18 protein-coding genes are annotated in these 22412 nt (G+C 55.8%); 12 read left to right on the top strand and 6 right to left on the bottom strand.

Going from position 1 to position 22412, the window contains the following annotated elements; translation table 11 throughout:
- Positions 1-381: 381 nt before the first annotated feature.
- The 4 genes from ABO_RS09060 to ABO_RS09045 form a co-directional block, all read right to left on the bottom strand.
- A complete protein-coding gene (locus ABO_RS09060) occupies positions 382-1149 on the bottom strand; it encodes a YciK family oxidoreductase (protein ID WP_011589036.1) in 768 nt (255 codons plus the stop codon).
- Positions 1150-1277: 128 nt separating this feature from the next.
- The gene (locus ABO_RS09055) at positions 1278-1946 is read right to left on the bottom strand and encodes an HAD-IA family hydrolase (protein ID WP_011589035.1); all 669 of its coding nucleotides are present in this window, start codon (positions 1944-1946) and stop codon (positions 1278-1280) included.
- A gap of 19 nt (positions 1947-1965) precedes the next feature.
- On the bottom strand, positions 1966-2685 hold the full coding sequence (gene ubiG, locus ABO_RS09050) for a bifunctional 2-polyprenyl-6-hydroxyphenol methylase/3-demethylubiquinol 3-O-methyltransferase UbiG (RefSeq protein WP_041704977.1): 720 nt from the start codon (positions 2683-2685) through the stop codon (positions 1966-1968).
- Positions 2678-4009, bottom strand: a complete 1332-nt coding sequence (locus tag ABO_RS09045; RefSeq protein ID WP_011589033.1) for a TRZ/ATZ family hydrolase — start codon at positions 4007-4009, stop codon at positions 2678-2680. Before ABO_RS09045 ends, ubiG begins: the two co-directional genes overlap by 8 nt.
- A gap of 380 nt (positions 4010-4389) precedes the next feature.
- Between ABO_RS09045 and gyrA the strand changes: the two genes are divergently transcribed.
- The 12 genes from gyrA to ABO_RS08985 all read left to right on the top strand — a co-directional run bounded on the left by gyrA (position 4390) and on the right by ABO_RS08985 (position 18974).
- Positions 4390-7152 (top strand): DNA gyrase subunit A, encoded by a 2763-nt coding sequence (gene gyrA / locus ABO_RS09040; RefSeq protein ID WP_011589032.1) that lies wholly within the window; start codon positions 4390-4392, stop codon positions 7150-7152.
- 175 nt (positions 7153-7327) lie between these two features.
- Entirely contained in the window at positions 7328-8410 is a 1083-nt protein-coding gene (serC, locus tag ABO_RS09035; RefSeq protein ID WP_011589031.1) for a 3-phosphoserine/phosphohydroxythreonine transaminase, read from the top strand.
- 178 nt (positions 8411-8588) lie between these two features.
- Positions 8589-9671 carry a prephenate dehydratase gene (gene pheA / locus ABO_RS09030; RefSeq protein ID WP_011589030.1) on the top strand — a complete coding sequence of 361 codons (1083 nt, stop codon included), beginning with the start codon at positions 8589-8591 and terminating at the stop codon, positions 9669-9671.
- Between the two features lie 110 nt (positions 9672-9781).
- Positions 9782-10894 carry a histidinol-phosphate transaminase gene (gene hisC, locus ABO_RS09025; protein WP_011589029.1) on the top strand — a complete coding sequence of 371 codons (1113 nt, stop codon included), beginning with the start codon at positions 9782-9784 and terminating at the stop codon, positions 10892-10894.
- Between the two features lie 125 nt (positions 10895-11019).
- Positions 11020-13278: a bifunctional prephenate dehydrogenase/3-phosphoshikimate 1-carboxyvinyltransferase gene (locus ABO_RS09020; protein ID WP_041704976.1), complete on the top strand. Its 2259-nt coding sequence runs from the start codon at positions 11020-11022 to the stop codon at positions 13276-13278.
- The gene (gene cmk, locus ABO_RS09015; protein WP_011589027.1) at positions 13275-13946 is read left to right on the top strand and encodes a (d)CMP kinase; all 672 of its coding nucleotides are present in this window, start codon (positions 13275-13277) and stop codon (positions 13944-13946) included. Before ABO_RS09020 ends, cmk begins: the two co-directional genes overlap by 4 nt.
- Before the next feature lie 174 nt (positions 13947-14120).
- Positions 14121-15803: a 30S ribosomal protein S1 gene (rpsA, locus tag ABO_RS09010; protein ID WP_011589026.1), complete on the top strand. Its 1683-nt coding sequence runs from the start codon at positions 14121-14123 to the stop codon at positions 15801-15803.
- 67 nt (positions 15804-15870) lie between these two features.
- Positions 15871-16224, top strand: a complete 354-nt coding sequence (ihfB, locus tag ABO_RS09005; protein WP_011589025.1) for an integration host factor subunit beta — start codon at positions 15871-15873, stop codon at positions 16222-16224.
- Positions 16225-16266: 42 nt separating this feature from the next.
- The gene (locus ABO_RS09000) at positions 16267-16497 is read left to right on the top strand and encodes a lipopolysaccharide assembly protein LapA domain-containing protein (RefSeq protein ID WP_011589024.1); all 231 of its coding nucleotides are present in this window, start codon (positions 16267-16269) and stop codon (positions 16495-16497) included.
- Positions 16494-17663 (top strand): lipopolysaccharide assembly protein LapB, encoded by a 1170-nt coding sequence (gene lapB, locus ABO_RS08995; RefSeq protein WP_011589023.1) that lies wholly within the window; start codon positions 16494-16496, stop codon positions 17661-17663. The genes ABO_RS09000 and lapB overlap by 4 nt, the downstream gene beginning before the upstream one ends.
- Positions 17664-17857: 194 nt before the next feature.
- Positions 17858-18553, top strand: a complete 696-nt coding sequence (pyrF, locus tag ABO_RS08990) for an orotidine-5'-phosphate decarboxylase (RefSeq protein WP_011589022.1) — start codon at positions 17858-17860, stop codon at positions 18551-18553.
- Positions 18554-18650: 97 nt separating this feature from the next.
- The gene (locus tag ABO_RS08985) at positions 18651-18974 is read left to right on the top strand and encodes a ComEA family DNA-binding protein (protein WP_011589021.1); all 324 of its coding nucleotides are present in this window, start codon (positions 18651-18653) and stop codon (positions 18972-18974) included.
- A gap of 73 nt (positions 18975-19047) precedes the next feature.
- On the opposite strand, the gene ABO_RS08980 is transcribed toward ABO_RS08985, so the two are convergent.
- Together ABO_RS08980 and ABO_RS08975 are read right to left on the bottom strand one after the other, a co-directional pair.
- The gene (locus tag ABO_RS08980) at positions 19048-20424 is read right to left on the bottom strand and encodes a succinylglutamate desuccinylase/aspartoacylase family protein (protein WP_231868122.1); all 1377 of its coding nucleotides are present in this window, start codon (positions 20422-20424) and stop codon (positions 19048-19050) included.
- Between the two features lie 41 nt (positions 20425-20465).
- Positions 20466-22343: an ATP-binding cassette domain-containing protein gene (locus tag ABO_RS08975; RefSeq protein WP_011589018.1), complete on the bottom strand. Its 1878-nt coding sequence runs from the start codon at positions 22341-22343 to the stop codon at positions 20466-20468.
- Positions 22344-22412 lie beyond the last annotated feature (69 nt).

The following is a 22412-nucleotide window of genomic DNA, read 5'->3' as shown; positions in this document are numbered from 1 at the left end:
CTCCAGGCCGAGTTGTTGTTATAAGCAACCTTGCGGTAACAGGACTGTGTGTTTTTGAAAAATGCGGCAGGTTGTCACGGCAAGAACTGTTGTGATTGTTTTATAGCCTATAGAGATAGCACGTGACGAGCATAGAAAGGAGGGCTTTGGCGCAGTGGGTGACCGCGTTACGGCAAGCTGTGGGGAAACGGTCAAAGGTGGGACGCGTTGAACGTACTGAAAGTGCCAAAAAGTGCAAATTTCAAACGGGGTAAAGGGTTCAGGGGATATTCAGGACAATGCCCGCGCTGCATTTAGCCGCGAGCATTGAACCGTACCAACACGCTGCTGACGTGATTGCCTCTTTCCAACGTTGACCGTTCTACTTTGAACTTGCCGTTGTTACTTCGGTTGAGCATCGATAGATGCGCCGGTGACGTTTCGGCTATCCGGGCCCAACAAGAACAGATAGGGGGCCATGATGTCGGCGGGGGTCTTCAATGTGAGAGGGTCTTCGCCGGGGTAGGCCATGGCGCGCATGTCGGTGCGCGTACCGCCAGGGTTAACGGTGTTGACGCGAATGTTGCTGGTGTTTTCCAGTTCTTCCGCCAGCACTTGGGCTAGGTTTTCAGTGGCCGCCTTGGAGACCGCATAGGCACCCCAGAAAGCACGGCCTTTGCGCCCCACGCTGGAGGATGTAAATAGCAGGCGAGCATCGTCGCTGGCGCGCAGCAACGGCAACATGGCTTGGGTTAGATAGAAAGCGCTATTCACATTGGTTTGCATGACCGAATCCCAGGTGCCAGTGGCATAACGATCCATAGGCGTAATGTCGCCGAGCATGGATGCGTTGTGCAAGATGCCATCCAGTCGCCCGAACTCTTTGTCAAAAAGCCCGGCCAGTTCCTGAAAATCTTCCGGGCGAGCGACCGTTAGATTCACCGGCGCCAGCGCGGGCTCCGGGCCACCCGCGGCTTTGATTTCATCGTACACCGCTTCCAGTTTTTCCTGGGTGCGGCCTAGCAGAATGACCGTGGCGCCATGGGCTGCCAGGGCCAGCGCGGCGCTGCGGCCGATGCCGGCGCCTGCACCAGTGACGAGGATAATACGACCTTTGAAGGTGTCTTCAGCGCATTGGTAATTGAGGGCTTGTTGTTGGATATCAGTCATGGTGGTTCCTGTGTCGCTTTCGCCAAGCACGAGGCCTGACTTAGGTGCTGTAACTAACCGTAAGGTGGAGCGGGCATCTGCCTTAATTGCCGTTCTAGTGCTGCCCTATGATTAGTTTAGTCCGCGTTTTATGTATAGAGTTTCTGCAAAAGCGGCAGCAGGTCGCTGCCGTCTTCCAGGTAATAATCTGCCTGCCAGCCACGAGGGTCGTCGTCTGCATCGATGTAACCAAAGGCGGCAACGGCGGTGGCCATGCCCGCATTCTTGCCAGCTTGAATGTCGCGCAGGTGATCGCCCACATACAGGCAATGTGCGGGTTTTACCTGGTCGGCGTTGGCGGCAATCAATAGGCCTTCCGGGTCGGGTTTGCGTTGCTTGACGTGCTCCGGGCAAATCACCGGGCCAACGCGTTGGTGCAGCTTGAGCCCTTCCAGTACGGGGCCGGTAAAGCGGTCGGGTTTGTTGGTGACGATACCCCAGGGCAGTTGCTGAGCGTCCAGCCAGTCGAGCACGTCCTCCAAGCCTGGGAACAATACCGTATCCACGGCCAGATGCTGTTCGTAGGCATTGAGCAGTTCGTTCAGCAACAGAGCAAAGCTTGCATCGTCGGGGCCAACACCAAAACCGAGTTCGGTGAGCGCGCGCGCGCCATTGGATACATTAGCGCGCACCGCAGAGTAGCTCACTGTGGGGCGACTATGCTTTTCCAGCAATGTATTGAGTACCGTATAAAAGTCCGGGGCGGTATCGATAAGGGTGCCATCCAAATCGAAATAAACGGCTTCAAGGCGTTCCATTATTGGCTCCCGCAGGCAATCAGTCGCCCTTGCGGGCGTGCATCAAGTAATTCACCGATACATCCCGATTCAGTTTGTAAACCTGGGTGAGCGGGTTATAAACCATCCCGGCGGTGTCTTGTACATCCAGCCCCGCATCGCGGGCCCAGCCAGCCAGCTCGGAGGGTTTAATCAGTTTGGCGTATTCGTGGGTGCCGCGCGGTAGCAGGCGCAGCACATATTCCGCGCCGACAATGGCAAACATGAACGCCTTGGGATTGCGGTTGATGGTGCTGAAAAAGACTTGCCCGCCGGGTTTCACCAGGGTGGCGCAGGCGCGAATCACCGAGGAGGGATCCGGTACGTGTTCGAGCATTTCCAGGCAGGTGACCACGTCATACTGGCCGGCGCGCTGTTCGGCGATCTGTTCCGCCGGGATTTGCAGGTATTCCACCGCTACGCCGGCGTGTTCTGCGTGAATGCGGGCGACCGCCAGCGGGGCTTCGCCCATGTCGATGCCGGTTACTTCTGCGCCGCGTCGGGCCATGCCTTCGGAAAGCAGGCCGCCACCGCAGCCGATATCAATGACTTTTTTGCTCGGCAGGCTGACGCGCTCGTCGATATAGTTCAGGCGCAACGGATTAATGTCGTGCAGCGGGCGGAATTGGGAATTGGGGTCCCACCACTGCTCAGCCAGGGCGTTGAACTTGGCGATTTCGCCGGCGTCTACGTTCGGGGTGTGGGTTTGCTGTTCAGTCACGGTCGGCTCCGGCGATTTTTTCTTGCCACTGCTTGGCATTCTTGAGGATCAGGGCTTCGTTGAGTGTGGTTAGCTGGCGGTTATCCATCAGGCAGCGCCCGCCCACCCATGTGTGGGTGATCTGGTCGCGGGTGGCAGCGTAAATCAATTGGGCCACTGGGTCATAGACCGGCTGGGTCTCCAGTCGGTTCAAATCCACAGCCACCATATCCGCCTGTTTACCCATTTCCAACGAGCCGATTTCGTTATCTCGACCCAATGCTTTGGCGCCATTCAGGGTGGCCATTTTCAGTGTTTCCATGGCCGGTTGCGCATCCGCCTGCAGGCTGACGCCCTTGGTTAAAAAAGCGGCGGTGCGGGCTTCACCCAGCATGTCCAGATCATTATTGCTGGCGGCCCCGTCGGTGCCTAGCGCTACGTTAATATTGGCTTTGCGTAGTTTCTCAACCGGCGCGAAGCCACTGGCCAGTTTCAGGTTGGATTCCGGGCAATGCACAACGTGGGTGCCGGTTTGTGCCACCAAAGCGATTTCTTCATCGGTGAGTTGGGTCATGTGAACGGCCAGCAGGCGCGGTGATAGCAAGCCCAGATTATGCAGCCGGGTCAGGGGGCGCTCGCCAGTGTTGCGCACCTCCATCTGGATCTCCCCGGCTGTTTCGTGCACGTGCATCATTATTGGTACGTCCAACTCTTCGGCGAGGGTGAGTACTTTCTGCAGAGGTCCATCGGACACCGTATAGGGGGCATGGGGGCCAAAGCCGATCTGGATGCGCGGCTCATGTTGCCATTCATCCATGGCGTCGGTGGCCAAGCGCAAATACTCCTCCGGCCCGGAGCCCATAGGGGTGGGGAAGTCCAGCAGCGGGCAGAACAGGCTGGCGCGCAGGCCGGCTTCAACCGTGGCGCGGGCGGCATTGGCGGGGAAGAAATACATATCGGCAAAGCAAGTGGTGCCGGAACGGATCATTTCTGCTGCGGCGAGCCGGGTACCGTCGTAGACAAAGGTTTCACTGACAAAGCGGCCTTCGGCGGGCCAGATATGTTTTTCCAGCCAAGTCATTAGCGGCAGGTCATCGGCGATGCCGCGTAGCAAGTTCATGGCCGCGTGGGTATGGGCATTGACCAAGCCTGGGATTAGCAGGTGATCACCCAGGTGCTGTTGCTCTTCGCTTTGCCACTTTACGTTAGCCAGGGCGCTGGGGAGCAGGTCGGCAATGCGACCGTCTTTGACCACCACGGCATGGTTCTCCAGCACCGCTTCCTGCGGGGCCACAGGGGCAATCCAGCGGGCGTGGACGATCAGGTCAGCCTGATTGTCGCTCATGCATAACTCCTTGCTCGAACTGGGGGCAGTAACCCCCGAATTGTGCGCCGCAGTATAGCGTGTCGCGGTGGATCTTGCCCTGACTGCGTGACGGTAAACTGTTTGCATGTTGGCAAGGGGCGCCATCTTGCGAGCTTCGACGCAGAGATGGCGCCGATACCCTCCAGCTGTGCTATCATCCCGGGCTTTTCCGGGCTTTATAGATCGGAATTCGCAATGGCAGTGGAGTCGGGCAGGGCGAATGTCCCCCGAAATACCTCGGCCTATAAGAACAGACTGCACGGGTGGCCATGGGCACCCCGTGAAATCGGCCCGAAAATGGGCCGGCTTGGGGAAGCCGCAGGGGCTTTCCCAACACCTTGTGGATAGTAAGGATCGCTATGACGGATCTCGCCAGAGAAGTTACCCCGGTCAACATCGAAGACGAACTCAAGCAGTCATACCTAGATTACGCCATGAGCGTAATCGTTGGGCGGGCGTTGCCGGATGTGCGCGATGGCCTCAAGCCGGTGCATCGCCGCGTGCTGTTCGCCATGCACGAGCTGAATAACGATTGGAATAAGGCCTACAAGAAATCGGCCCGTGTGGTTGGTGACGTGATTGGTAAATACCACCCCCACGGTGATTCAGCGGTATACGACACCATCGTGCGGATGGCGCAGCCTTTTTCCCTGCGCTACATGCTGGTGGATGGCCAAGGTAACTTTGGTTCCATCGATGGTGATTCCGCTGCTGCCATGCGTTACACCGAAGTGCGCATGGCCAAGATCGCCCATGAACTGCTGGCGGATCTGGACAAGGAAACCGTGGATTTCGTCGACAACTACGACGGCACGGAACGTATCCCCGATGTGATGCCCACTCGAGTGCCTAACCTGTTGGTCAACGGCTCTTCCGGTATTGCTGTGGGCATGGCCACCAACATTCCGCCCCATAACCTGGGCGAAGTGGTGGATGGCTGTTTGGCACTGATTGATGACGATAGCCTCACTCCGGATGACTTGATGGAATACATCAAGGGTCCAGACTTTCCCACTGCCGGCATTATTAATGGCCGTGCGGGAATCGTGCAGGCTTACCGTACCGGTCGGGGCCGCGTTTATATGCGCGCTCGTGCGGAAATTGAAGCCACCGACAAGAGCGGTAAAGAAGCCATTATCGTCACTGAGATCCCTTATCAGGTGAATAAGGCGCGGCTGATCGAGAAGATCGCCGAGCTGGTGAAAGACAAGAAAATCGAAGGCATCACTGAACTGCGCGACGAGTCTGATAAAGAAGGTATGCGCATCGTGATTGAGCTGCGCCGTGGCGAAAATGCCGAGGTAGTGCTTAATAATCTGTACCAACAGACCCAGATGGAGTCGGTATTCGGTATCAATACTGTGGCCTTGGTAGATGGCCAGCCGAAGATTCTTAACCTGCGTGAACTGCTGGATGCCTTTATCCGTCACCGCAGGGAAGTGGTGACTCGTCGAACCGTTTATGAATTACGTAAAGCCCGCGAAAAGGCTCACCTGCTGGAAGGCCTGGCGGTTGCCCTGAGCAATATTGATCCGGTTATCGAGCTGATCAAGGCCTCACCCAGCGGCGCTGAAGCCAAGGCCAAGCTGTTGGACAAGGGCTGGAAGCCCGGTGACGTGCTGCAAATGTTGGAGCGTGCCGGTGGTGAAAACGCGGCGCGCCCGGATGGCCTGGATGAACAATATGGCCTGGTTGATGGCCTTTATCACCTGAGCCCGGAACAGGCCCAGGCGATTTTGGACCTGCGCTTGCAGAAGCTGACCGGTCTGGAACGGGAAAAACTGATCAATGACTATCAGGAGCTGCTGGAGCAGATCGCTGAACTGCTGAAGATTCTCGGTAACCCCGAGCGTCTCATGGAAGTGATCCGCGAAGAACTACAGGCGGTCCGTGAAGAATACGCTGACGAGCGCCGTTCCGAGATCGTTGCGTCCCGTCAGGACTTCAGCATGGAAGACCTGATTGCTGAAGAAACCGTGGTGGTGACCCTGTCCAACGGTGGTTATGCCAAAATGCAGCCCATCGACACCTACCGTGCTCAGAAGCGTGGTGGTCGCGGCAAGTCTGCGGGCCAGCTAAAAGATCAGGATTATGTGGAGCACCTGCTGGTAGCCGGCACCCACGATACCCTGTTGCTGTTTACCAATGCGGGCAAGGTGTTCTGGTTGCGTACCTTTGAGTTGCCTCAGGGGGGCCGGGCATCGCGTGGCAAACCAATTGTTAACCTGCTGCCGGCATTGGGTGCTGACGAACGTATTACCGCTATTTTGCGTCTGGATGCCGACATGGTGCGCCAGCAGAAAGCCGGTGGCGAAGAAGACATTGTTGATGTAGATGACGCCGCTGACGTAATCGAAGACGAGACAGATAGTGATGTTGAGGTTGAGGGTGAAGTCGAGGCGGTGACTGATACCGTTCCTGGACCCTTTATCTTCATGGCCACGTCCAGCGGTATCGTTAAGCGGACCGCCCTGGCCAACTTTGCCCGTCCACGCAGCTCCGGTTTGATTGCGGTGAAATTGCAGGAAGGCGAACATCTGGTGAACGTGGCCATTACTCAAGGCCACGAAGACATCATGCTGGTTGCCCGCAACGGTAAAGCCGTGCGTTTCCATCAGTCCAAAGTGCGTGTTATGAGCCGTCTGGCTCGTGGTGTGCGGGGTATCAAGCTGGCCGAAGGGGTGGACGTTATTTCCCTGATTGTGCCGGAAGAAAATGGCCAGATTCTTACCGCCTCTGAGCACGGTTATGGCAAGCGTACCCCGCTCACTGACTATCCCACCAAGGGGCGTGGCGGCCAAGGTGTGATTGCCATGGTGATCAACGAGCGAAACGGTGAGCTGGTGGGCGCCACTCAGGTGTTTGGCGAAGAAGACATCATGCTGATTTCTAACCAGGGCACCTTGGTGCGTACCGGTGTAAATCAGGTGAGTACGTCTGGTCGTAACACTCAGGGTGTTCGCTTGATTCGCTTGGCCGATGGCGAGGCATTGTGCGGTCTGGCTACTATTCCTGAGTTGGAAGGTGTCGAAGAAGAGGACGGCGAAGCCGATGAGGTGCTGGACGGTGAAGCAACCCCAGAAGCGCCGAAATCAGACGCTTCGGACGACGCCGAGGAATGAGTCTGTAGGAGCACCATTTGAGGCGCGAATCTTCTCATTCAAAGGAGGGTTTGCATCTTGAAAGGGGCTCTTGCGCGGCTTTAAACCTGCTTTGTTGTTATACCCAAGCCCGGTGTTACCGGGCTTCTTTGATTAACCGGTTTTGTACTTTTAATTCAGTCACGGAGAAATATGCATGTCCCGCGCCTATAACTTCTGCGCAGGTCCGGCGGCATTGCCGCAGGCAGTACTCGAACAAGCCCAGCAGGAAATGCTGGATTATCGGGGTCTGGGTCTTTCCATTATGGAAATGAGCCATCGCGATAACGTTTTTGTAGAGATTGCCGAGCAAGCCGAAAAAGACCTACGCGACCTGATGGGCATCAGCGATGATTACGCTGTGCTATTTCTGCAGGGCGGGGCGTCCAGTCAGTTCGCCATGGTGCCTATGAATTTGTTAGGCGATGGGGAAACGGCGGATTATATCAACACCGGACAGTGGTCCAAAAAGGCCATCAAGGAAGCTGGGCGCTACGGCAACATCAATGTGGCTGCCAGCAGCGAAGACACTAACTTCTCCACGGTGCCGCTCCAGGAAAGCTGGAATCTCTCTGATAATCCGGCCTATGTGCATTATTGCCCGAATGAAACGATCGGTGGTCTGGAATACAGCTTTGTACCGCAAGTGGGGGATACCCCACTGGTAGCGGACATGAGCTCCACTATCCTTTCTCGTCCGATAGATGTGAATCAATATGGGCTGATCTACGCTGGCGCGCAGAAGAATATTGGCCCCGCCGGCCTTACTCTGGTGGTTATTCGTAAGGATTTGCTTGGCAAGGCAGCAAACAATGTTCCGGCGATGCTCAATTACCAGACCCATGCGGACAATGACAGCATGTACAACACACCGCCGACCTTTGCTTGGTACTTGTCTGGCTTGGTGTTCTCCTGGCTTAAAAAGCAGGGCGGTGTGGGCAACATGGGCGAAATCAATCAGCGTAAGGCGGAAAAGCTGTACCATTTTATTGATCACAGCGGCCTTTATAGTAATCCGGTAGAGGTGATCAGCCGCAGTCGTATGAATGTGCCTTTTGTTCTGGCAGATGATCGCCTCGACAAGCCATTTTTGGATCAGGCTCAGGCGGCTGGGCTGTTGAACCTCAAAGGCCACCGTAGCGTGGGAGGCATGCGCGCCAGCATCTACAATGCAGTGCCCGAAGCGGCGGTGGATGCACTGATCGACTTCATGGCAGAGTTTGAAAAGAAGAACGCTTAAGCGCTTCATGTAGCACGCACCACACCCTGCTTGATGTGTTGGTGCCGTCGCGAAGCACAGTGATTGTTTGGAAGGTGGGTAAAACAATGAATTTGAACGGTCGGCGCCAGATCGTAACCAACGCTCCCACGCTTATTCGCGTGTTGCGGGAAGGGCGCCGCGTGCTTGCGAGGTCAATATGACCAATACCTTGGACGACTTGCGTAACGAAATTGATGAGCTGGACCAGAAGCTTCAGGACCTGCTCAACCAACGCGCGGCCTTGGCCCATAAGGTGGCGGAAGTGAAGACGGCCACGGACCCGAACCCGGTTTTCTATCGCCCAGAGCGTGAAGCTCAGGTGCTGCGCCGGGTGAAAGAGCGTAATCAGGGGCCGCTGGATGGCGAAACCATGGCGCGTTTTTTCCGTGAAGTGATGAGCGCATGCTTGGCACTTGAACAACGCATGAAGGTCGCGTTTCTTGGACCGGAAGGCACGTTTACCCAGCAGGCGGCGCTTAAGCACTTTGGCCATGCGGTAGAAAGCCTCCCGCTGGCTGCCATCGATGAAGTGTTCCGCGAAGTGGAGTCCGGTGCGGCCAACTACGGTGTGGTGCCAGTGGAAAACTCCACCGAAGGGGTGGTGAATCACACCCTGGATACCTTCATGACCTCCAGCCTGAAAATCTGTGGTGAAGTGGAGTTACGCATTCATCATCACCTACTGGCCGGGGAGCATACCCGCCAGGATAAGGTGACGCGGGTCTATTCCCACCAGCAAACTTTAGCCCAGTGTCGCCAGTGGCTGGACGCCCATATGCCCGGCGTGGAGCGTATTGCTGTTAGCTCTAACGCAGAGGCTGCGCGCCGCTTGAAAGACGAGTGGAATGCCTTGGCCATCGCTGGGGAAATGGCGGAAGAGCTGTATGGGCTTACTGCGGTGCAGCGCAATATCGAAGATCGCCCGGACAACACTACCCGGTTCATCATCATTGGGCGTCAAGACACTCCGCCCTCAGGCTGTGACAAAACCAGCCTGATGATCAGTGGCAAGAATCGCCCAGGGCTGCTCTATGAGGTCTTGTCACCTTTCCGGGATGAGGGCATCAACCTGACTCGCCTGGAGTCTCGACCCTCTCGCACCGCCAACTGGAGCTATGTGTTCTTTGTGGATTGCGAAGGCCACAAAGAAGATGACACCTTGCAGGCGGTGCTGGATAAACTAGAAGCCGCCGGCAACACCATCAAGCTGCTGGGTTCGTACCCCAAGGCGGTGTTGTAACCTACCCTTTGGCACCGTAATCCCGGTGGGAGCCGTCGTTCGCCCATGATTGTTGGCCTGGGTGCGCTTTCGTGGTCGGGCGACCGCTCCCACAGTTCAAGGAGTCAACAATGACCTGTGACTACATCAAACTCGCCAACAGCGGTGTTCAGCAACTCAAGCCCTATGAGCCCGGCAAGCCCATTGCCGAGCTGGAGCGGGAGCTGGGCGTGACCGATATCGTCAAGCTGGCGAGCAATGAAAATCCGCTGGGCCCTAGCCATAAAGCGTTGCATGCGCTGCGCCATCTGGATGATCTGCATCTGTATCCTGATGGAGCCGGGTTCTCCTTGAAAGCCGCGTTATCGGAAACGTTGGGTGTGGCGAGCAACCAGCTGACGCTGGGGAATGGTTCCAACGATATATTGGAGCTGATTGCCCGCGCCTATTTGCAGCCCGGTGATGAGGCGATTTTTTCCGAATATGCCTTTGCCATTTATCCTTTGGTAACGCTGGGCTGTAGCGCCAAACCGGTACAGGTCTGCTCGAATCTTTATGGCCATGATCTGGCGGCAATGGCTGACGCCGTCACTGAACGTACCCGCGTAATGTTCGTTGCGAATCCGAACAACCCCACCGGTACTTGGTTCAACGCCCATGCGCTGGATGAATTTTTATCGCGCATTCCTGAGCGTGTGATTGTGGTGTTGGATGAAGCGTATTTTGAATACGTGGAAGAAAGCCATTACCCAAACGGCATCGATCGGTTGCAAAAATACCCAAACCTGGTGGTAACGCGAACCTTCTCTAAAATTCACGGCCTTGCGGGTTTGCGTGTGGGCTATGGGGTATCCAACCCGCAGATCGCCGATGTGCTCAATCGTATCCGTCAACCGTTCAACGTGAATACGCCGGCCATGGTGGCAGCGCAAGCGGCGTTGTCTGACGAAGACCATCTGGAAAACTCACGCAGTGAAAATACCAGTGGTTTGGTACAGATCGCGGAAGGCTTGCTGACGCTAAATCTTGAGCAGATTCCTTCGGTGGCCAACTTTATTGCTTTTGATTGCGGGCGAGAAGCCATGCCGATCTATCAAGGTTTGCTCAAACAAGGCGTCATTGTGCGGCCTTTGAGCGGCTACGGCATGCCCAACCACCTTCGCGTCACCGTGGGCACCAGTCGTGAAAATGAGCGCTTCCTTGATGCGTTGAAACATGTGCTCAAGGAAATGGCGAATGAATAGGCCCCAACCTTTTTTGGGCGCCCTTGTGGGGGCGCCGTTCAGGGCGTCAACCGTACCGGTAATGGCGGCTCACAACGTGGTTCACACCCCGAGGCGTGTTCGTGCAGATAAACGGGAATGCCGTGATGTCTGAGCCTTTGTTTAATCGTATTGCAGTGATTGGCCTTGGCCTGATTGGTGGCTCCTTCGCCGCCGCAGCCCGGGAAAATGGCCTGGCGCGTTCCATTGTGGCGGGCTCTCGTTCTGCCCGTACCCTAGAGCAAGGCATTGCTTTGGGTATTGTCGATAGCGGCAGCCAGGATTTGGCAGAGGCTGTGGCCGGCGCCGATCTGGTGTTTGTTTCTACCCCAGTATCCGCCATGGGTACGGTGCTGTCGGCATTGAAGCCGGGGCTGTCGAACGGAGTTATCGTCACCGATGGGGGTAGCGTGAAAGGCAACGTGGTCAATGCGGCCCGCGATGCTCTGGGCGCCCACTACGCCCGCTTTGTGCCAGGACACCCCATTGCAGGCAAGGAAAAAAGCGGCGTAAGCGCGGCCGATGCGAAGTTGTACCGCGATCACCGGGTGATCCTGACCCCCACCGACGCCACCGACCCGGCAGCTACCGCCAGAGTGCGCGCCCTGTGGACGGGCATGGGGGCGGAAGTGTTGCAAATGGCTCCTGATTATCATGATCAGGTGTTGGCAGAAACTAGCCATCTACCGCATCTGCTGGCGTTTTCTCTGGTGGATACGCTGGCCAGGCAGGGAGATTCCACGGAGATCTTCCGCTATGCTGCCGGCGGTTTTCGCGACTTCACCCGTATTGCCAGCTCCGATCCGGTGATGTGGCATGACATTTTTCGTGAAAACAAGGCGGCTTTGCTGCAGGCGCTGGGACAGTTCAGCGATGGCATCGATCGCTTCCGTCAGGCAGTAGAAAACGAAGATTCTGATGCCCTGATGGGCATCATGACCCGGGCCAATACGGCGCGGGCCCATTTTTTGGCAATGAACGGGCGCACCTCTTATACCCGCGCCCATAGTGTTCAGAGTGTAGGTGACGACACAACCATGACAGACAATACTCACGCCACAACCAATCCCACTTTTGTGGTGGCCCCCGGTGGTCAATTGCAGGGGCGCCTGCGTGTGCCGGGCGATAAATCCATGTCCCATCGCTCCATCATGCTTGGTTCGCTGGCAGAAGGCGTTACTCAGGTGGAAGGGTTCCTGGAAGGGGAGGATGCGCTTGCCACCTTGCAAGCTTTCCGTGACATGGGGGTAGTGATTGAGGGGCCCCATAACGGCCAGGTCACTATCCATGGTGTGGGCCTGCATGGTCTCAAAGCCCCCGAGAAAGCCTTGTACATGGGTAACTCAGGCACCTCCATGCGGTTACTTACCGGCTTGCTGGCGGGGCAGTCCTTTGATGTGGAGTTGACCGGGGATGCGTCCCTGTCCAAGCGCCCCATGGAGAGAGTAGCCAAGCCATTACGCGAAATGGGGGCTCAGATTACCACTGGTACAGACGGTCGCCCGCCAGTGCGTATTCGTGGTGGCCAGTCCCTTAAAGGCTTCCATTACGACTTGCCCATGGCGTCTGCTCAAGTGAAATCAGCGGTGCTATTGGGCGGGCTCTATGCTGATGGCGAAACATCAGTAACGGAACCGGCGCCTACCCGTGATCACACTGAACGCATGCTGGGTGGTTTTGGTTATGAAGTGCGTCGAGACGGCGCCACCAGTGCACTGTCCGGTGGCGGCAAGCTCACTGCGGGCAAATTGGAGGTGCCCGCGGATATCTCCTCTGCCGCCTTTTTCCTGGTGGGCGCTTCCATTGCCGCTAATAGTGAAGTGACGCTACCGCACGTGGGGATCAACCCTACCCGGACCGGTGTAATCGATATTCTCAAGCTGATGGGCGCGGATATTCGCTTGGAAAACCAGCGCGATGCAGGTGGTGAGCCGGTGGCCGACCTGGTGGTTAATGCTGCTCCGCTTAAGGGTATTGAGATCCCCGAGGCGCTGGTGCCTTTGGCCATTGATGAATTTCCGGCCATTTTCATCGCCGCGGCCTGCGCTCAGGGCGACACCATTTTGCGCGGAGCAGAAGAGCTGCGGGTGAAAGAATCCGATCGTATTCAGGTGATGGCCGATGGCCTTGCTGCGTTGGGTGTGAGTCACCAAGTGTTTGATGACGGTATTCGTATTACCGGTGGTGAGTTTGGCGGTGGGGAGGTGCAGTCCCATGGTGACCACCGCATCGCCATGAGCTTTGCCATGGCGGCTCTACGCGCCACTGGCCCCATTACTATTCATGATTGTGCCAACGTGGCCACCAGCTTCCCCGGGTTCGCCCAGTTGGCGACCCATGCAGGCCTGAAGCTGGAGGTGAAATGACCCCGATTTTAACCATTGATGGGCCGGTATCCTCCGGCAAAGGCACGGTGGCCCGGCGGGTGGCAATCCGCTTGGGGTGGCATCTTTTGGATTCCGGTGCGCTGTACCGTGTGCTTGGCTATCATGCAAGAAATCAAGGGGTTGCCCTAGACGACGAGCCTGCATTAATTGCTCTTGCGCAAGACCTGCCAGTACGGTTTGTGGAGCAGCAAGGCAATACTGCGGTGATTCTTGCTGGCGAAGATGTATCCAATATCATCCGCCAGGAAAGTGTCGGCGAATTGGCCAGCCAGGTGGCGGTATTGCAGCCTGTGCGAGACGCTCTATTGGCCCGTCAGCGGGTTTTTGCGGAATCGCCCGGCCTGGTGGCCGATGGCCGTGACATGGGAACCGTGGTGTTCACCTCCGCACCGCTCAAAATTTACTTGACTGCCAGTGCTGAAGAGCGCGCCAGACGGCGTTTTGAGCAGTTGAAGGAAAAGGGCTTTGGTGCTACCCTCGCGACCCTCGTCGAGGACATCCGCACCCGGGATGACCGTGACATGAACCGGGAGGTGGCGCCGTTGCGCCCGGCAGACGATGCCGTGGTGATCGATTCCACCACCCTGACGGTTGATGAAGTGGTAAACCGGATTCTTGATGAGGCTGCCGCACGCCAGCTGGTGTAACGGTAGCGCACATTTCGTTAGCGCCCTTCGGTGGACCGCCACCGTGGGGTAACTCTGTGTTAAGCGGCCGATCTGCTCAACCCTGAAAAAGTAAGCCAGCTGGGGAAGGGCGGATCTCATCTATTGACTAACCCATGTCTGCTGGTTGGCATGTGCGAAAACTGAGTGAATTTCATGACTGAATCTTTTGCTGATCTCTTTGAAGAAAGCCTAAAGGACCTGGACGTTGCCCGTGGCTCCATTATCAAGGGTACGGTTGTATCCATCGATAGCGACTGGGTAACCGTTAACGCAGGCCTGAAATCTGAAGGCATTATTGCCCGTGAAGAATTCCTTAACGAGGCAGGCGAGCTGGAAATTGTCGAAGGCGATGAAGTAGATGTTGCCGTAGACGCCATCGACGATGGTATGGGCTTCACCCGTCTGTCCCGTGAAAAAGCCAAGCGCGCCGAAGTTTGGGGCGAGCTGGAAAAAGCTTTCGACGAAGACGAGATCGTAAAAGGTATGATTTCCGGCAAGGTGAAGGGTGGCTTCACTGTGGACATCGGCCCGATCCGCGCTTTCTTGCCCGGTTCACTGGTTGATATTCGTCCGGTTCGCGATGTTGCGCACCTGGAAGGCAAAGAGTTGGACTTCAAGGTCATCAAACTCGATCCTAAGCGTAATAACGTAGTGGTTTCCCGTCGTGCCGTGATGGAAGCAGAGCACAGCGCAGAGCGCGAGCAACTGCTGGAATCCCTGCAGGAAGGCATGGAAGTCAAAGGTATCGTGAAGAACCTGACCGACTACGGTGCGTTCGTAGATCTGGGTGGTATCGACGGCCTGCTGCACATTACCGACATGGCTTGGAAGCGTATCAAGCACCCGAGCGAGATCGTGGAAGTGGGTCAGGAAATCGACGTTAAGGTTCTCAAGTTTGATCGCGAGAAGATGCGTGTTTCCCTGGGTCTCAAGCAGCTGGGCGAAGATCCGTGGCACGATATCGTGGGCAAGTACCCAGAAGGCACCCGCGTGAAAGCCAAGGTAACCAACCTGACCGATTACGGCTGCTTTGCTGAAATTGAAGAAGGTGTGGAAGGCCTGGTTCACGTTTCCGAAATGGATTGGACCAACAAAAACATTCACCCGTCCAAGGTTGTAGAGATTGGCGACGAAGTGGAAGTGATGATCCTGGACATCGACGAAGACCGTCGTCGTATCTCCTTGGGTATCAAGCAGTGTCAGTCCAACCCGTGGGATGCCTTCGAAGAGAAGTATCAGAAAGGCGAGCGCATTAGCGGCAAAATCAAGTCCATCACCGACTTCGGCATCTTCATTGGCTTGGAAGGTGGCATCGATGGCTTGGTGCACCTGTCCGACATTTCCTGGGAAGAGCAAGGCGAAGACGCCGTGCGTAACTTCAACAAGGGCGATGAGCTGGAAACCGTGGTACTGTCTATTGATGCAGAGCGCGAAAGAATTTCCTTGGGTATCAAGCAGTTGACAGATGATCCGTTTGCTCAGTATGTTGCTGCAAACGACAAGGGAACTATCGTTAAGGGTGTAGTGAAAGCAGTAGACGCGAAAGCGGCCATTGTTGAGCTGGCTGAGAACGTTGAAGCTACCCTGCGCGCCAGCGAAATCAGCCGCGACCGCGTTAACGATGCGACCGAGGTGCTTAAGGTCGGTGATGAGGTGGAAGCCAAGATCACCAACGTTGACCGTAAGAACCGTGTTCTCAGCTTGTCCATTAAGTCCAAGGACCAAGCTGATGAGCGTGAAGCCATCGAAGGCCATCAGGAGCAGCAAGACGCCAACGCTCCGAAGACCATTGGTGACTTGATCAAGAAGCAAATGGAAAGCAGCAACGAGTCATAAACGGCTCCTCCCAGGGGCCGGCATCGCGCCGGCCCCACTGGGCTAGGAGCCCAGGGAGTAAGCTGTAATGGCATTAACCAAGTCAGAATTGATTGAGCGCATCGCCGACCGGCAAGCGCAGCTGTCGCCCAAGGATGTGGAACTGGCAGTAAAAACATTGATTGAACAAATGGCCGATTCTTTGGCCGGCGGTGGTCGCATTGAAATTCGCGGCTTCGGCAGTTTTTCCCTCCATTTCCGTGCCCCCCGAGTGGGTCGCAATCCTAAAACCGGTGCCAGTGTTGAGCTGCACGGTAAGTACGTTCCTCACTTCAAACCTGGTAAAGAGCTGCGTGAGCGGGTCAACGAATCGCTAAGTGCAGATTCCGGCGAAGATGTTGATAATAACGGCAGTAACGGTAATCAAGCTGCCGCCAGTTAGTGTTGCCTGGCTTTCGAGCCTGGCCAGAAAAGGACGTTTCTGATGCGAAACCTTTACCGAATTTTGGTGATCTTGGCCGTTGTGGCCATTTTTCTTATCGCTTTTCTTTTTGTGACCAGCAATCGTGACCTAGTAATGATCGACCTGTTAGTAGACTCCTGGCAATGGCAGGTGTCCTTGGGTGTGCTGGTGATCTCTGTGTTGGCCATCGGCCTGTTGGTTGGGCTGTTGGCGGGGGTTGGCCTGCGAGGTATCAAGGGCCTGTTTTCATGAGCGAATCGTTGTGGCTGATTCCGCTATTTTTTGTAGCGATTTCTGCCGGTTTTTTTATGGGCCGGCGCGAAAGCAAGCGCCGCCAGCGCCGCCGCATGGCGTCCTTGTCCAAGGATTATGTGGCCGGCATCAATTTCTTTCTCAATGAAGAGCCGGACAAGGGTATTGAGACCTTGCTCAATGGCTTAGATCTGAGTGAAGAAGGGCTGGAAACCCATCTGGCACTGGGCAAGCTGTTTCGCAAGCGAGGTGAGTTTGACCGCGCTGCGCAGCTGCATACCCACCTGCTTGAACATGGCGACTATGGTCGTACAGTACAGGAAGAAATTCAGTTGGAGCTGGCCCAGGATTATCTGGCCAGTGGCATTTTTGATCTGGCTGAACAAGTATTGCTGGAAATGCTAGACCAGGACTGCCAAGCAAAGGATGACGTTTGCGAGCAGTTGATGGGCCTGTATGAACAGGAGCGTGACTGGATCAATGCCATCAGCATGGGCGAGCGTTTGCTCAAGAGCCGTGCGAACTTGGCGCCAGTGCTGGCGCAGTTCTGTTGTGAGCAGGCGGACAACCTGCGCCGTGATGGTGATACTAACCCGGCCCGCCGGATGCTCCGTCGAGCGCTCTCGTTCGATAATCAGTGCGTGCGCGCGAGTCTGGCCGAAGGTGATCTGGAAATGGCCGAGTCGCATTGGCAGGCAGCCATCGATGCCTTCCAGCGGGTGTGGACCCAAGACAGTGATTTCTTCGATGAAACCCTAGAGCGTTTGCGGCAGTGTTTTCAGCATTTGGAGAAAGAAGAAGACTTTATTCAGATGCTGGCCGATTACAGCGCTGAGAAACCCAGCACCACGCGGATATTGCTGCTCTCGGAAACGCTTAAAGAGCGTTATGGCGACAAGGAAGCGGCAGACTTTATTCGTGAATACATGAAGGCCAACCCGTCAGTGCGTGGGCTTAACCGCATTATCGACATGAGCCTAGCCAGCATTGCGGAGGGCGAAGCCCGTGAGCATCTGGATATGCTCAAGCAGGTGTCGGAGAAGTTACTCAACGACAAGAGTCTTTATAAGTGCCGTCGTTGTGGTTTTGAAACACCGCTGATGCAGTGGCGCTGCCCAAGCTGCAAACGCTGGGGCACCATTAAGCCGGTGGTGAAGGAAGCATAGCCCGCTACAATGCGAAACAGAGTGTCGCTCGGCTTAAAGCTTTTGGCCGTGAATACTTTGTGCCCTAATTGCGCGACCAACAGACAATTCGGTTTCGATATATTTTTTCGCGTTGCGCCGTGCTGCCCCGAATTCTTGAACCACTGTCTCGCAACGCCTAACATACCCGCGCTCCCACACCTGAGGATTCCCCTATGACGATTTCCAGCCCCGTTATTGTTGCTTTGGATTATCCGGATGCCGCTCAGGCTCTGGCGATGGCGCAACAGCTGGATCCGGCCAAGGTGCGGGTAAAAGTGGGCAAGGAAATCTTCACTCGCAGTGGCCCGGCGGTGGTCGACTCCTTGCACAAGCTAGGGTTCGAGGTGTTTCTGGATCTGAAATTCCACGACATTCCCAACACCGTGGCAGGGGCTGTGGCGGCAGCCGCAGACATGGGGGTGTGGATGGTGAACGTGCACGCCAGTGGCGGCCAGCGGATGATGGAAGGTGCAGCTAATGCCATTGCCAACCATGCCCAGCGCCCACATCTGATTGCGGTGACGGTACTCACTAGTATGGATGATAGCGACCTGCAGCAGGTGGGCGTTGTCGATGTGCCCAAAGTACAGGTGCAGCGGCTGGCAGAATTGGCGAAAGCGTCGGGAATGGATGGTGTGGTTTGTTCAGCCCAAGAGGCGGGGCTGTTAAAGCAAGCCTGTGGCGCCGCCTTTGAACTGGTAACCCCGGGTATTAGACCGCAAGGAACGGCGGCGGGGGATCAGCGCCGGGTACTTACGCCGGTACAGGCTCGTGATGCGGGTGTGGATTATATGGTGATCGGTCGGCCTATTACTCAGTCGGAAACGCCTACGGACGTAGTCGACACTATACTACGCAGCTTGGCATAACTGGCTTACAGCACTATTTGCCGTTGACGGATAACAGCGGTATTTCTGCCTCTTTAAGGTGAGATCTCCATTCAGAATAAAATTAAGGAGATTCCACATGAAAAAATATTACATTGCTATTCTCCCTCTGCTGATGGCGTTGGTGATGCCCGCTTGGGCTGCCGATCTGCAGGCTGCTTCCGGCACGGATGCTGCCAAAACTGCCACCGCCTCCAAAGCGAAAAGTCACACCATCAACCTGAATACTGCGGACATTACCGAACTGGAAAAACTCAACGGGGTCGGCCCGAAAACGGCCCAAGCGATCATTGATTTCCGTAACGCACAGGGTGGCTTTACTAGCCCGGATCAGTTGTTGGCGATTAAAGGTATTGGCGAGAAAACACTGGAAAAAATGCGCGATCAAATTGTGGTGAAATAACACTTGGAGCAAACAACCGGGCCGAGTTGCCGCAGCCAGGGGCTAGGTTCCAGGCTGCGGCTGAGCAGGTTCATCAGGGGTGCGGTTCGTTGCCCCCATCGTTTTGATGATCGAGGGAGCTGATATCTTCAGCACGATCCACGTCACGCTCAGGCTGTGGCGCCTTGGGTGGCACAAGTTCACTTTCAAGTTCTGATTTATCTCCGTTGTTTTCCTTTTGTTCTTTTTTCTTGCTGGCTTTTTCAGCCTGGGCTTCGACTTCCTCGGTGCTCTTCACTTCACCGATTCTAAACGCGGCGAACCCGGCGTGAACCACTTGGTTCACCGCCATGCCCAGCACTCGCCCGTTATAGGGGGCGATAATGGCACTGCCAGTATTGCTGATCGGGTCGGTTACGGTGCCCAGTATCTGCCCTTTTTTCACTTTGTCGTTCAGTTCCACCTCAGACAACAGAATTCCACCTTGGCTTGCGCGGATCCATTCTGATTCGAAAAATACCGGTTGTGGTGCGCTCCAAAAACGGCTGGCTTTGCGCATTTCCAGGTTTTCCAGCAGGGTTTCTATGGCCTGCACACCATAGCTTACCGCCTGGGTTTCTAACCGGTTTGGGCCGCCGGCTTCCATGGTTACAGCGACAATACCTTCTTTTACCGCCGCATCACGGAGCATGCCGGTCACCCCGGGGCTGTGCAGTACGGTCATGCCGCCAAAGTGTTTCGCGAAAGCAACTACGTCCTGATTGTCTAAATCGGCACGTAGTTGGGGTTGGTTAATCCGCTTCTGGGAGCCTGTATGCAGGTCTACCAAGTAATCGCAGTGGCTGACGATATTTCCAAACAACGAGTGGGCGACACGGCTGGCTGCGCTGCCATCCTTATTGCCGGGGAAGTAGCGGTTGAGGTCGCGGCGGTCGCTTAGGTAGCGGCTGCCGCTGCGAAAACCGTCTAGGTTAACAATGGGAACGCCGATCACAGTACCGGCCAGTTCGTTAGGCTCCAGTTCGTACATGAGCCGCCGAACCATTTCTATGCCGTTTAATTCGTCACCGTGAATAGCGGCGGTGAGGCACAGCTTTGGACCAGGTTTTAAGCCATGGGCGACGAGTACTGGGACTGGAGTGGCAATGGAGGCGAACGACTGATCCGGCGTCCAGTGTAGGGTTGCGAAGGTACCGGGCTGTACTCTCTGGCCAAGCAGAGGTAGCGGGTCTGGCCCCGCAGGTTCAGCTTCGCCTGTTGCCTCGTTGGTATCCGAGTGATCGGTGTTTGAGCTCTCTATTCGATGAGGGGGTTTATTCGGCGCGTCCGCATCGGTTTCTTGCTGTCGTTCTAGTGCTCTCTCTTCATCTTCCACCTCGGTGGCCCAAACGGGTTGGGCCAGAGTGGCGAGTAATGACAGGGTGCCCAGCGTTATCCATGACAGAGGTTTGTGCACAATGGCTCCTTGCATATTGTTGTCCGTGTTTAGGGGGCCGCTGCGCTGCGTCAGTGCTAGCCGAACTGGTCCAGTTCATCCCAGCGGGCAAAAGCTTCTGCCAGCTGCTGTTCCAGCTCGCTTTGTTGCGTTTGTGCAGCGCTGATTTGCGCCGCGTCACCCTTGTAAAAATCTGGGTCAGACATGCGGGTTTGTACCGCATCTAAGTCTGTTTCCAATTGTTCAATACGAGCGGGTAATTCTTCCAGCTCCCGTTGATCCTTGTATGACCGTTTTTTGCGCGGCGCAGCAGGTTTGTCCGCCATCACCTGCTTGGCAGCTTTGACGGCTTTTTCCCGTTTGGGTTCCGGGCGCTGCCGTAACCAATCCTGATAACCGCCCACATAGTTGTTCAACCCACCGTGTTCGAAAACCAGAGTGGAGGTCACCACATTGTCGATGAACTCTCGGTCGTGGCTGACGAGCAGCAGAGTGCCTTGGTAATTGATCAGCTGTTCTTCTAGGAGTTCCAGAGTTTCTGCATCCAGATCGTTGGTGGGCTCATCGAGCACCAAAAGATTGAATGGCTTGGTGAATAGTTTGGCCAGTAAAAGGCGGTTGCGTTCGCCGCCTGAGAGCGATTTCACTGGTTGGCGGACCCGAGCGGGGTCGAATAGAAAATCTTGTAAATAGCCGATTACATGTTTGCTTTGGCCATTCAGGTTAATGACATCGGAGCCTTCCGCCACGTTGTCGATAACGCTTTTTTCTTCGTCCAAGGTATCGCGTAGCTGATCGAAATAGGCCACCTGTAACTGGGTGCCCTGTTTAACGGTGCCACTGTCCGGGGTCAGCTTGTCCAGTAGCAGGCGAATCAGGGTGGACTTGCCACAGCCGTTGGGGCCGAGAATTCCCACCCGGTCGCCGCGCATCAAGGCCACGGAAAAATCCCGCACAATTTGTTTGCCGCCCACGGCATAGCTGATGCTATCGGCCTCCACCACAATCTTGCCGGAGTTATCGCTGCTTTGGATGGTCAGGCTGGCGGTGCCCGTGCGGCTGCGACGCTGGGAAAATTCATCGCGCATAGCTTTCAGGGCCCGTACCCGGCCTTCATTACGGGTGCGGCGTGCCTTGATACCCTGGCGAATCCATTTCTCTTCCTGGCTAAGTTTTTTATCAAACTCGGCGTTGGCCCTTTCTTCCGCATCCAGTGCTGCCTGCTTGCCGCTTAGGTACTTTTCGTAACTGCCGGGCCAGCTGGTCAGCTTGCCCCGATCCAGCTCGATAATACGAGTGGCCAGGGAGCGAATGAAGGCCCGGTCGTGTGAAATAAAGACCAGAGTGGTGCCGACGTTTTTCAGAAACTCTTCAAGCCACTGGATGGATTCCATATCCAGATGGTTAGTGGGTTCGTCCAGAAGCAGGATGTCCGGGTCTTGCACCAGTGCACGGGCGAGCAGTACACGCCGCTTCATACCACCAGAGAGGCCAGCGAAAGACATGTCGCCGTCCAGGTTGAGCTTGGATAGCACCGTATCCACTCGTTGGGATAGCTGCCAGGCACCACGGGCCTCAATTTCGCTGCTCAGCTCTTCAAAACGGGCCAGTACCTTGTCGTCTCCGTCGCCCAGATGGTGCACCAGTTCTGCGTGCTCGCTAAGCAGGGCGCCTTGTTCACCCAGCCCTTCGGCCACCATAAAATGCACACTGTGTTCTTGGTCGTCTGGCACTTCCTGTTCCAAACGAGCCACACTTAGCCCCTGAGTCTTCTCGATCTGGCCGTCATCGGCCTGGATTTCCTCGGCGATGACCTTCATCAGGGTGGACTTGCCGGCACCGTTTCGGCCGATTAAACACAGTCGCTCCCCTGTGTCGATGGATAGGTTAACGTGGTCCAGCAGCGGTTGTTGTCCGTAACTGAGTTGAATGTCGCGAAGCGTGAGTAAAGGCATACAGTCGGTTGGTCAAATATGTGAGTATTATGGGGCCAAGCTGCAAGCGACCAGCCACAAATCATAGGC

The organism is Alcanivorax borkumensis SK2, assembly GCF_000009365.1.
GTDB lineage: Bacteria > Pseudomonadota > Gammaproteobacteria > Pseudomonadales > Alcanivoracaceae > Alcanivorax > Alcanivorax borkumensis.
This window is presented reverse-complemented; position numbering and strand designations above follow the sequence as displayed.

Excerpts from the sequence above, each read along its gene's own strand:
- ABO_RS09060 (WP_011589036.1), bottom strand. The coding sequence starts at position 1,149 with ATGACTGATATCCAACAACAAGCCCTCAATTACCAATGCGCTGAAGAC.
- ABO_RS09055 (WP_011589035.1), bottom strand. The coding sequence starts at position 1,946 with ATGGAACGCCTTGAAGCCGTTTATTTCGATTTGGATGGCACCCTTATC.
- ABO_RS09045 (WP_011589033.1), bottom strand. The coding sequence starts at position 4,009 with ATGAGCGACAATCAGGCTGACCTGATCGTCCACGCCCGCTGGATTGCC.
- gyrA (WP_011589032.1), top strand. The coding sequence starts at position 4,390 with ATGACGGATCTCGCCAGAGAAGTTACCCCGGTCAACATCGAAGACGAA.
- serC (WP_011589031.1), top strand. The coding sequence starts at position 7,328 with ATGTCCCGCGCCTATAACTTCTGCGCAGGTCCGGCGGCATTGCCGCAG.
- pheA (WP_011589030.1), top strand. The coding sequence starts at position 8,589 with ATGACCAATACCTTGGACGACTTGCGTAACGAAATTGATGAGCTGGAC.
- hisC (WP_011589029.1), top strand. The coding sequence starts at position 9,782 with ATGACCTGTGACTACATCAAACTCGCCAACAGCGGTGTTCAGCAACTC.
- ABO_RS09020 (WP_041704976.1), top strand. The coding sequence starts at position 11,020 with ATGTCTGAGCCTTTGTTTAATCGTATTGCAGTGATTGGCCTTGGCCTG.
- cmk (WP_011589027.1), top strand. The coding sequence starts at position 13,275 with ATGACCCCGATTTTAACCATTGATGGGCCGGTATCCTCCGGCAAAGGC.
- rpsA (WP_011589026.1), top strand. The coding sequence starts at position 14,121 with ATGACTGAATCTTTTGCTGATCTCTTTGAAGAAAGCCTAAAGGACCTG.
- ihfB (WP_011589025.1), top strand. The coding sequence starts at position 15,871 with ATGGCATTAACCAAGTCAGAATTGATTGAGCGCATCGCCGACCGGCAA.
- ABO_RS09000 (WP_011589024.1), top strand. The coding sequence starts at position 16,267 with ATGCGAAACCTTTACCGAATTTTGGTGATCTTGGCCGTTGTGGCCATT.
- lapB (WP_011589023.1), top strand. The coding sequence starts at position 16,494 with ATGAGCGAATCGTTGTGGCTGATTCCGCTATTTTTTGTAGCGATTTCT.
- pyrF (WP_011589022.1), top strand. The coding sequence starts at position 17,858 with ATGACGATTTCCAGCCCCGTTATTGTTGCTTTGGATTATCCGGATGCC.
- ABO_RS08985 (WP_011589021.1), top strand. The coding sequence starts at position 18,651 with ATGAAAAAATATTACATTGCTATTCTCCCTCTGCTGATGGCGTTGGTG.
- ABO_RS08980 (WP_231868122.1), bottom strand. The coding sequence starts at position 20,424 with ATGCAAGGAGCCATTGTGCACAAACCTCTGTCATGGATAACGCTGGGC.
- ABO_RS08975 (WP_011589018.1), bottom strand. The coding sequence starts at position 22,343 with ATGCCTTTACTCACGCTTCGCGACATTCAACTCAGTTACGGACAACAA.